Genomic DNA, 7,002 nt, shown 5'->3' with positions numbered 1-7,002 from the left:
TGCTTGCGGATCGGCAGCTGCTTCGACGAGCCCGCCGACGTGCGGCAACTGTCGCTGTGGATGTCGCCGGACGATTGCGCGCGGCTGCTGGAGGCGTGCCTGGCCGCCGAGCCGCCCGGATATCGCGTCATGTGGGGTGTTTCGGCGAACACCCGCGCCGTGGTGTCACTGCGGGAGGCCGAGGCGATCGGCTACCGCAGCCTCGACGACGCCGAGCGCTTCGCCGACCGGATGCCGCCTGGCGAGCTGCCCGAACACATCGGCGGCGCCTTCCTGGAAACCCCGCTGGGACAAGCGAACCCACTCTAGTCATTCACATTCGTGAACGCATGAGCTGATACCGAACATGCATCGGAATCCGTATTGTGTTCGCCCATCGAGCATGTGAGCCTGGGCACACTCGATTGGCAGTAAAGGAAGCGTCACCCATGCAGCAATCGGCCACGACGCCCGCCCAGCGACGGCGGATCAACGTCTCCTCCCTGTATTTCTTCGGCGCACTCGGCGGCATCCTGTTCGGCTACGACCTCGGCGTCATCTCCGGTGTGCTGTTGTTCATCGTGAAGCCCTGGCATCTGGACTCTTTCGCCAAGGGCGTGATCGGTGGCTCGCTGGCGGCGGGCGCGGTGTTCGGCGCCATGATGGCCGGGCGGCTCGCCGACCGGTACGGCCGCCGCCCCACCATCATGGTGGCCGCGGTGATCTTCACCGCCGCCGTGCTGGCCTGCGCCTTCGCCCCCAGTTACCCGATCATGGTGGTGGCCAGGTTCATTACCGGCATCGCGGTGGGCTGCTCGTCGGCGACCGTGCCGATGTATCTGTCCGAGCTGGCGCCCACCCGGGTGCGCGGCGCGCTGTCCACCCTCAACCAGTTGATGATCGTGTCGGGCATCCTCATCGCCTACATCGTCGACTGGGCGCTCAGCGGCTCCGGAAATTGGCGGCTCATGTTCGGCCTGGCCGCCGTGCCCGCGGTGATCCTGTTCTTGGGCCTGTTCACGCTGCCGGAAACGCCGCGCTGGCTGGTCAAGACCGGTCGCGACGAGGAGGCGCGGCTGGTGCTGGAACAGACGCACCGCGACGAGGACCCCGACGCGGCCCTCGACGGCATCCGCGACGTGCTGCGCCTCGACGGCGAGCAGCGCGGCCGACTGCGCGATCTGACCACCCGCTGGGCGCGCCCGGCACTGGTGGTGGCGCTGATCCTGGCCGTCGGCCAGCAGTTCGCGGGCACCAATGCCGTGAACCTGTACGCGCCGGACATGTTCAAGCAGTTGGGTTTCGGCACCCAGAACGCGCTGTTCGCCTCCACGATCATGGGCACGGTGAAGCTGATCTTCACCGCGTGGGTGTTCCTGATGGTCGACCGCTGGGGCCGAAAGCCGTTGCTGCTGCTGGGCAATGTCATCATGGCGCTGTCGCTGTTCCTGCTCGGGCTCACCGTGCTGACCATGCACAAGGGCACGGGCACCGGCATCATCAGCCTGATCGTGCTCAACCTCTACTGGGTCGGCTACGAGCTGGGCTGGGGTGCGGTGGTGTGGGTCATGATCGCGGAGATCTTCCCGCTGCGGGTGCGCGGCATCGGCACGGCCACCGCGTCGACGGTGCTGTGGGCGGCCACCTTCGCCATCACCTTCCTGTTCCCGGTCATGAGCGATCCGAATCATCTGGGCCTGGCCTATTCCGCGTGGATCTTCGCGTCGGTGAGCGTGGTGCTGTTCGTCCTGGTGCGCCGGTATGTGCCGGAGACCAAGGGGCGCAGCCTGGAAGAGATCGAACTGGACTTGCGGGCGCGCGCGGGGCGGATGGCATGACGGTCGTCGCGTATGTGTCGAATGCGGGCAGCGGCGATATCTCGGTGCTGCGGCTGAGCCCGGACGGCATGCTGTCCGCCGTGCAGACGGTGGCCGTCGGCGGCACGGTGATGCCGCTGGCGGTCGCGCCCGACCGCCGTCACCTGTACGCGTCGGTGCGCTCGGCACCGTGGTCGGTCGCCTGCTTCGAGATCGATTCCGGCACGGGCGAACTGCACCCGACATCGACCGTGCCGCTGCCGGAGAATATGGCGTACCTGTCCACCGACCACGGCGGGCGGTACCTGCTCGCCGCGTCCTACACCGGCGACGCCCTCTCGATGAATGCCATCGGCGCGGACGGTGTGGTGACCGCGGACCCGGTCGAGGTGCTGGCCACCCCGCCGCACGCGCATTCGATCATCACCGATCCCTCCGACAGGTATCTGTTCGCGGCGGCGCTGGGCGGGGATGTGTTGTTGCAGTACCTCTTCGATCCTCGGACCGGGCGGGCCGTCCCGAACAGCCCGGCCTTCGTCGCCACCAAACCCGGTGCGGGGCCGCGTCATCTGGTGTTCCATCCCCACGGCCACCTGGTGTACGTCGCGAACGAACTGGACGGCACCGTCGGCAGCTACGAGTTCGACTCCGGCACCGGCCATCTCATCCCGCTCGACACCGTCCCGGCGCTGCCCGAGCCCCTCGACGCCCCGTGGACGGCCGAGCTCCGATTCACACCCGACGGCCGCCTGCTGTATGTCTCCGAACGCCGCTCGAGCACCATCGCCGGATTCCGGGTCGACCCCCGCACCGGCGCACTCACCCCGCTCGGGCACACCGCGACCGAAATCTGCCCGCGCGGCATGGGAATCGACCCCTCCGGGCACTATCTCGTGGCCGCGGGGGAGCAGTCGGACGCGGTCACCTCCTATGCCATCGAGCCGGAGACCGGCACGTTGACCGCGGTGGATCGCCGCCGGGTCGGCCGGAACCCGAACTGGGTGGAGTTCGTGGCGCTCGGAGGACGAACGACCCGCGCCGTTCGAGGCCGTGATTGCGGTTGCGGTGGCCGATTGTCGTCATGAGTGCGGTACTCGTCGCTCCGCGTCGGTGCGGTCGCTGATGATCCGGGGCAGATCCAGCGCCGCGAGGCGTGCCGGGTCGACGATCAGGTGGATGGCCGCGATCCTGTTGTCGGCCACGGTGAACGACATGACCGATAGCGGGGTCGCGTCCTCGCGCCAGGAGACATACCCGGGCAGGCCGTCGACCAGCACCCGCTGGTGACGGGTGACCGCACCGGAGAACGTCCGCGCGCGAGTGGCCACCTCGGTCGCGCCGAGCGTGACGAAGGTGCCGCCCGCGGTGTCGACCGTCAGGCGGACATCCGGATCCAATACCCGCAGCAGCGCCTCGAAATCGCCTTCGACCGCGGCCGCCCGGAAGGCCCCGGCCACTTCCCGCTGCGCCCGGGCGGCGGGCGTCGGCGGCTGGGTGGACTGCACCTTGCGGCGGGCGCGGCTGGCGATCATCTTGGTGGCATCGGCGGATTTGCCCAGGATCTGGCCGATTTCGGTGAACGGCACCGCGAACATGTCGTGCAGGACGAACGCCAGCCGCTCACTCGGCCCCAGCGAGTCCAGCACGACCAGCAGGGCCAGGCCGACCGAATCGGCGAGCGCCACATAGTCCTCCGGCTCCGGGGTGTCGTCCACGACGATGACCTCCGCCATGCCCTCCTCGTAGAGCTGCTCGGGCCGACTGCTGCGAGAACGCAACAGGTCCAGGCTGATTCGCCCCACCACGGTGGTGAGCCAGCCCGCCAGATTCCCGATGGCCGCCGGGTCCTGGCGGTCCAGCCGCATCCACGCCTCTTGGACCACGTCCTCGGCATCGGCATGCGAGCCGAGCATGCGGAAGGCGAGCAATCGCAATCGATTCCGATGCGCCTCGAACAGCGTGGTCACCGGATTCACCGGACCGGTGCGCATCGCTCACCTCCCCTGGCGCTGCTGGCGCAGTGAGATCCGGTTGCCGTCCGGATCCACCGCCTCGATGCGCATGCCGAAGGCGTAGTCCTCCGGCGCCTCGGCCAGGAAGGGGACGCCGCGCTCCCGCAGTACCTCGAAATCCTTTCTCAAGTTATCGGATTCGAGGATCAGCGGCCCGGGCGCGGCCACGTCCTGCGCCCCGGCCGGTTGACCGGCGGCGGGCTCGTGCGGCCACAGGATGATGTCGAAGGCGTTGCCGGGCGCCTTCAGGGTGAGGAAGCGGCCATCGGGACCGGTGTAGTCGATGTTCTTCACCAGGCCGAGCGCCTCGGTGTAGAACGCCAGGGCGCGGTCCTGATCGGTGACATAGATCGTCACGTACATCACGTCCGTCAGCATGCTGTGCTCCTTCGTCGATCTCGGCGACCACGGTTTTCCGTCGTTGCTGATATGACGCGGCAGCGCCCGAAAAGGTAACAGGCCCCGGCGGATCGGCCGTCACGGCCGTGTCGTCGCCACTGTGCTGCCAATCACCTATTCGCTTGTAGCGCAGGCGAATTCGATCTTCTACGGTGTGATCGAGCCCCGAGGAGACCGCGGTGAAACGCCTGCTATTTCTATTGATCGCGATCGTCGTGGTCGTGTCGACCTACGATTACGCCCACTCGGCCGGGCACTACGGGCTGATCATCGTGGCGGGCCTGGCCGCGGCGCTGCTGATGATCCGCAAAGCCGTCGGGTAGCGGGCGGCGAGGGGCAGACTGGAGGCATGGATCCTGTCGCCGCTCTGCGCCAGATCGCGTACTACAAGGACCGCGCCCGCGAGGACACCCGGCGGGTCATGGCCTACCGCAATGCCGCCGACATCCTCGAACGCCTCGACGAGGCGCAACGGACCCAGCTGGGACGATCCGGCGGCTGGCAGTCGCTGCCCGGCATCGGCCCCAAGACCGCCGCCGTGATCGCCCAGGCCTGGGCCGGACGCGAGCCGGACGCCCTGGTCGCGTTGCGGACCGCCGCGAAAGACCTGGGCGGCGGCGAGTTGCGGGCCGCGCTGCGCGGCGACCTACACGTGCACTCGAACTGGTCGGATGGGGTGGCCCCGATCGCGGAGATGATGGCGGCCGCGGCCGCCCTGGGCCACGAATACTGCGCTCTCACCGACCATTCGCCCCGGTTGACCGTCGCCAACGGTCTCTCACCCGACCGCCTGCGTCAGCAGCTCGAGGTCATCGACGAGCTCCGCGACCGCTTCGCGCCGATGCGCATCCTCACCGGCATCGAGGTCGACATCCTCGACGACGGCTCCCTCGACCAGGAACCGGAACTGCTGGAGCGCCTCGACATCGTGGTGGCGAGCGTGCACTCCAAGCTGGCCATGGACTCCGCCGCCATGACCAGGCGGATGATCCGCGCGGTCTCCGAGGGCCACGCGAACGTGCTCGGCCACTGCACCGGACGCCTCGTCGAGGGCAATCGCGGCACCCGCGCCGAGTCGCGCTTCGACGCCGAGCGGGTCTTCACCGCCTGCCGCGACCACGGCACCGCCGTCGAGATCAACTCGCGCCCGGAACGCCGCGACCCGCCGACCCGGTTGCTGAAGCTGGCCCTCGACATCGGTTGCGACTTCTCCATCGACACCGACGCCCATGCTCCCGGCCAGCTCGACTTCCTCGGCTACGGCGCGCAGCGTGCCCTGGACTGTGGCGTGCCCGCCGACCGGGTCGTCAATACCCGGCCGGTGGACGAGCTGCTGGCGTGGGCCGGAAAGTCCTGAGCCGCAGCGGTTTAGGCAGCGGCTTGGGTCAGGCCATCTTGCCGTTGTCGACGCTGTAGATCGCGCCGTGGACCGCCGACGCGTCGTCGGAACACAGGAACGCGATGACATTGGCGACCTGGGCCGGTTCCATCAGCCCGCGCGCGGCCGCGATCTTCATGATCAGCGTGTAGTCCGGATCCTCGGGGAAGGTGAAATTCTGCACCATCGGCGTGGTCATGCCGCCGGGGCAGACCGCGTTGATCCGGATGCCGCGGCTGTCGAATTCGAGTGCCATGGCCCGGGTCAGCCCGATCAGACCGTGTTTGGCGGCGCAGTATCCCGCCGAGTACGCCTGACCCTCGAGTCCCGCGATCGAGGAGACGTTCACGATGCAGCCCTTGCGCTCGAGCAGCGACGGCAGCGCGGCTCGCGACAGGAAGAACGGCGCGCTCAGATTGACGGCCAGTTCGTGCTGCCAGTCGGCGTCGGTGACGTCGGCGGTGTGGCGCATGACGTGCGCCCCGGCCGCGTTGACCAGGATGTCGATCCCGCCGAACCGGTCGACGCAGGCCCGGACCACCTCGCCGGACGCGCCCGGATCGGCGAGGTCGGCTGCGAGCCAACCGGTTTCGGGCCCGTCGAGCACCTCGCTGAGCCGGGCCTTGTCGCGCCCGACTCCGAACACCTTCGCCCCGCCCGCCCGCAGCGAGTCCACCACGGCCCGCCCCAGCCCCGAGGACGCCCCGGTCACCACGGCCACCCGCCCACCGAATCGCCCGGCCTCGTCAGCCATACCTGTCTCCATTCCATCCGCGACCCGACTGAAACACGTTCCAGTTCGAACGGGTTCCACCGTAGCCGGGTTGTCCGCCGGTGCGCACCGCATCCTTCTCGCCAATTGAAACGAATTCAGTTCACATGTAGGGGGTTTGAGTTAGCCTTCCCAGCGTTCCGATCCCATGCGCAATTCCGAAACGAGGAACGCTCGATGAAATCCCTTGTCGTGAAAGCCTGTGCCGTCGCCGCACTCACCACAGGTTTGGCCGCGGCCCCGGCGATGGCCGATCCGCTGGTCCTGCAACCGGCCGCACCCGAATCGGTCGACGCCACCCCGATCGCCGGACTGGTCCCGCTGACCGGATCCGCGGGCCTGTCCAACTCCCTCACCTGTGCCCTGAAGACCTTCTCGGCCTCGATGCCCTGCCTCCTCACCTGACCCGCCCGGGCCCGGAGCCGCGCCGTGCCTGGGCGCGACGTGCCTGCCCCGGGCCCTAGGATCGGGGCCATGTGGAACCCGGAGGAACGCCGATGAGCCTGGCTATCCTGCTCACGCTCGCCGACTCGCGCCTGCCGATCGGCGGGCACGTGCATTCCGGCGGGGTCGAGGAGGCCGTCGCCTCCGGGCTGCTGCGCGATGTGCCGTCGGTCGAGCTCTACCTGCGCCGCCGCGTGCGCA

8 protein-coding genes and 2 pseudogenes are annotated in these 7,002 nt (G+C 68.6%); 7 read left to right on the top strand and 3 right to left on the bottom strand.

Features of this window, described 5'->3' with window-relative positions; translation table 11 throughout:
• The 3 genes and pseudogenes from ACWELQ_RS33100 to ACWELQ_RS33090 form a co-directional block, all read left to right on the top strand.
• Positions 1–309, top strand: a pseudogene (locus tag ACWELQ_RS33100) (NAD-dependent epimerase/dehydratase family protein); the annotation flags it as partial.
• Between the two features lie 119 nt (positions 310–428).
• Complete coding sequence (locus tag ACWELQ_RS33095) at positions 429–1,817, top strand: sugar porter family MFS transporter (RefSeq protein WP_452400970.1); 1,389 nt, start codon at positions 429–431, stop codon at positions 1,815–1,817.
• The gene (locus ACWELQ_RS33090) at positions 1,814–2,881 is read left to right on the top strand and encodes a lactonase family protein (protein WP_452400969.1); all 1,068 of its coding nucleotides are present in this window, start codon (positions 1,814–1,816) and stop codon (positions 2,879–2,881) included. The genes ACWELQ_RS33095 and ACWELQ_RS33090 overlap by 4 nt, the downstream gene beginning before the upstream one ends.
• Here ACWELQ_RS33090 and ACWELQ_RS33085 read toward each other — a convergent pair.
• Both ACWELQ_RS33085 and ACWELQ_RS33080 read right to left on the bottom strand, forming a co-directional pair.
• Complete coding sequence (locus tag ACWELQ_RS33085; protein WP_452400968.1) at positions 2,876–3,787, bottom strand: sigma-70 family RNA polymerase sigma factor; 912 nt, start codon at positions 3,785–3,787, stop codon at positions 2,876–2,878. The two genes, ACWELQ_RS33090 and ACWELQ_RS33085, sit on opposite strands and share 6 nt — an antisense overlap.
• A 3-nt stretch (positions 3,788–3,790) precedes the next feature.
• Complete coding sequence (locus ACWELQ_RS33080) at positions 3,791–4,186, bottom strand: VOC family protein (RefSeq protein WP_452400967.1); 396 nt, start codon at positions 4,184–4,186, stop codon at positions 3,791–3,793.
• Positions 4,187–4,386: 200 nt separating this feature from the next.
• Here ACWELQ_RS33080 and ACWELQ_RS33075 point away from each other — a divergent pair, with 200 nt between their 5' ends.
• Both ACWELQ_RS33075 and ACWELQ_RS33070 read left to right on the top strand, forming a co-directional pair.
• Positions 4,387–4,530 (top strand): hypothetical protein, encoded by a 144-nt coding sequence (locus ACWELQ_RS33075; RefSeq protein WP_452400966.1) that lies wholly within the window; start codon positions 4,387–4,389, stop codon positions 4,528–4,530.
• A 26-nt stretch (positions 4,531–4,556) separates the two neighbouring features.
• On the top strand, positions 4,557–5,564 hold the full coding sequence (locus ACWELQ_RS33070; RefSeq protein ID WP_452400965.1) for a PHP domain-containing protein: 1,008 nt from the start codon (positions 4,557–4,559) through the stop codon (positions 5,562–5,564).
• Between the two features lie 28 nt (positions 5,565–5,592).
• Here ACWELQ_RS33070 and ACWELQ_RS33065 read toward each other — a convergent pair whose 3' ends face one another.
• The gene (locus ACWELQ_RS33065; RefSeq protein WP_452400964.1) at positions 5,593–6,339 is read right to left on the bottom strand and encodes an SDR family NAD(P)-dependent oxidoreductase; all 747 of its coding nucleotides are present in this window, start codon (positions 6,337–6,339) and stop codon (positions 5,593–5,595) included.
• A gap of 195 nt (positions 6,340–6,534) precedes the next feature.
• Between ACWELQ_RS33065 and ACWELQ_RS33060 the strand changes: the two genes are divergently transcribed.
• Complete coding sequence (locus tag ACWELQ_RS33060) at positions 6,535–6,762, top strand: hypothetical protein (RefSeq protein WP_452400963.1); 228 nt, start codon at positions 6,535–6,537, stop codon at positions 6,760–6,762.
• Between the two features lie 92 nt (positions 6,763–6,854).
• Positions 6,855–7,002, top strand: a pseudogene (locus tag ACWELQ_RS33055) (urease accessory protein UreF); the annotation flags it as partial.

The sequence above is a fragment of the Nocardia sp. NPDC004722 genome (genome assembly GCF_053601505.1).
This window is presented reverse-complemented; position numbering and strand designations above follow the sequence as displayed.